The sequence below is a fragment of the Enterocloster sp. HCN-30185 genome (assembly GCF_037890305.1).
In the GTDB taxonomy this organism is placed as follows: domain Bacteria; phylum Bacillota; class Clostridia; order Lachnospirales; family Lachnospiraceae; genus Enterocloster.
In genome coordinates, this window is the sequence record NZ_JBBKBT010000036.1 from 1 (window position 1) to 1,796 (window position 1,796).

General features: G+C 40.6%; 2 protein-coding genes. One reads left to right on the top strand and one right to left on the bottom strand.

Annotated elements, in window-relative coordinates:
* Positions 1 to 291: 291 nt before the first annotated feature.
* Complete coding sequence (locus WKT10_RS15805; protein WP_340278036.1) at positions 292 to 1,578, top strand: hypothetical protein; 1,287 nt, start codon at positions 292 to 294, stop codon at positions 1,576 to 1,578.
* On the opposite strand, the gene WKT10_RS15810 is transcribed toward WKT10_RS15805, so the two are convergent.
* Positions 1,563 to 1,796, bottom strand: a 234-nt coding sequence (locus tag WKT10_RS15810; RefSeq protein WP_340278037.1) for a hypothetical protein, incomplete at its 5' end; no start/stop codon positions are given. The two genes, WKT10_RS15805 and WKT10_RS15810, sit on opposite strands and share 16 nt — an antisense overlap.

Consider the following 1,796-nt stretch of genomic DNA (forward strand, 5'->3'; position numbering starts at 1 on the left):
GGGTTCGAATCCCGTCTCGCGCTTTTTTTTATGGCTGGAATTGCTTGATTTTTCGAGGGTTCCGGCCTTTTGCGTTCTCTAAAAATCGGTAGACAATATAAGTGTTCTATTTTATGTCAGAGGTACAAAAGTGTGGTATAATTTATTAAATAGTTCTGTTTGCTTTTGTAATCAGGTTGAATTTGGAAGGAAACTCATGTCAGGTAAGGTGTAATTTACTGCCTATACCGAGTTTCTGGAGACGAAGTGGTAATATTGAATTAAGCTAACAGTTAAGGAGGAGGCATGAATATGATCGAATCACAGTTAAACGGAAGAATGTTGGTGAGTGATCCGCGCGATCGAGAGATATTTAATACGCAGCTGCTTTATTTTACCTGTTCATCGCTGTCTGAGGATGGTGAAAGGGTTTATATGATCAGCGATAAGACCGGCTCTCCCAATGTGATCGTGAGAGATTTGGTTACAGGAGAAGAAACGTATTTAACAGATAATCATAAAGGAATTTTAAAGAGCTACGTTTACTTTGACGGAACTCCTGGAGAGGGATTGGGAAAGGCCAGCGTGTGTCTGGATTATAAACGGGAAGTTGTGTATTACATACAGGATAATATGATTTATAAGACAGAACGGAGCGGAAACAGAAAGATACTCGCACAGGTGCCTGAGAACCGTGTAACGGCATTTACACATATAAGCGGAGACGGAAAACGCTTGTGTGTTCCCATGACAGACGGTCGCTGTCTGGAGTTCGATCCTGTCACTGAGGGAACAGGATTGGATCGAAGACCTGCTTACGATATAGATGGGAGAGTGCAGCAGGAGCATTTAAGCAGCTATCTTTGTGTTTATGATACAGAAAATGGGACACTTCTTTACGAAAAGGAGATTCCTCTGTGCTGGATTACGCATGTACAGTTTCATCCTCTTGATTCAGAGCTGATTATGTATAACCATGAATGGGCAAGTTTTGATTGCGGAATCAGGAGAATTTGGATCTATGATCACCGCTTGGATCAGCTTTATCCGGTCCGAACGGAAGGAAAGGATACGCTTGGAAATACAAAAGGATATGAACGCAAGGCAGGAGACTGGGTTTGCCATGAGATGTGGAGTGATGATGGTTCCTCAATTATTTATCATGGTGGTTATGAAAATGGTCCTGCAATGGTAGGAAAATATGAATTGGCTTCCGAACGCTATTGGGAAATTGCCCTTCCGGATGATTATAATGCTTATGGACATTTCACAATGGATCATGAAGGAAATCTAGTATGTGACGGATATTTTAAATATCCCTGGGAAATAAAAGCGGTGAGGGAAAACAGTACGGATAATGGCCCTGATCCCCATAAGAAGGATGGGGAATATATCAGTAAAGTAATACCAAATTGGAACGATGGCAGTCTTACATGGATTCCGCTCTGTAAACATAAAAGCGACTGGCTGGGACAGGATGCCCATCCACATCCAATTTACAGTCATAGAGGAGACAGCGTGTTTTTTAACAGCCGCAGCGAAAAAACAGTAAATGTATATTGCGTGTCTGCCTATACACTGGCTCACCAGTCAAAATAATCGACTTCACTCAAGCCCAAATCACGCATAATACAAGCGTGTTTGGGCATCCTCATAAAGGGGAAAATAAAAAATAAAATAAATTTAAAAAAACTGTTGACATTTGGCAATACATCTGGTAAGATAATCTTCGCTGTCGGGAACGACAGAAACACAAAAGAAACGACATTAAAAAATGTCAAAATAAATTTAAAAAAGTTGTTGACAAATGAAAAACA

What these genes read in the sequence shown, in the direction of transcription:
- WKT10_RS15805 (WP_340278036.1), top strand. Translation starts at nt 292, where the DNA reads ATGATCGAATCACAGTTAAACGGAAGAATGTTGGTGAGTGATCCGCGC.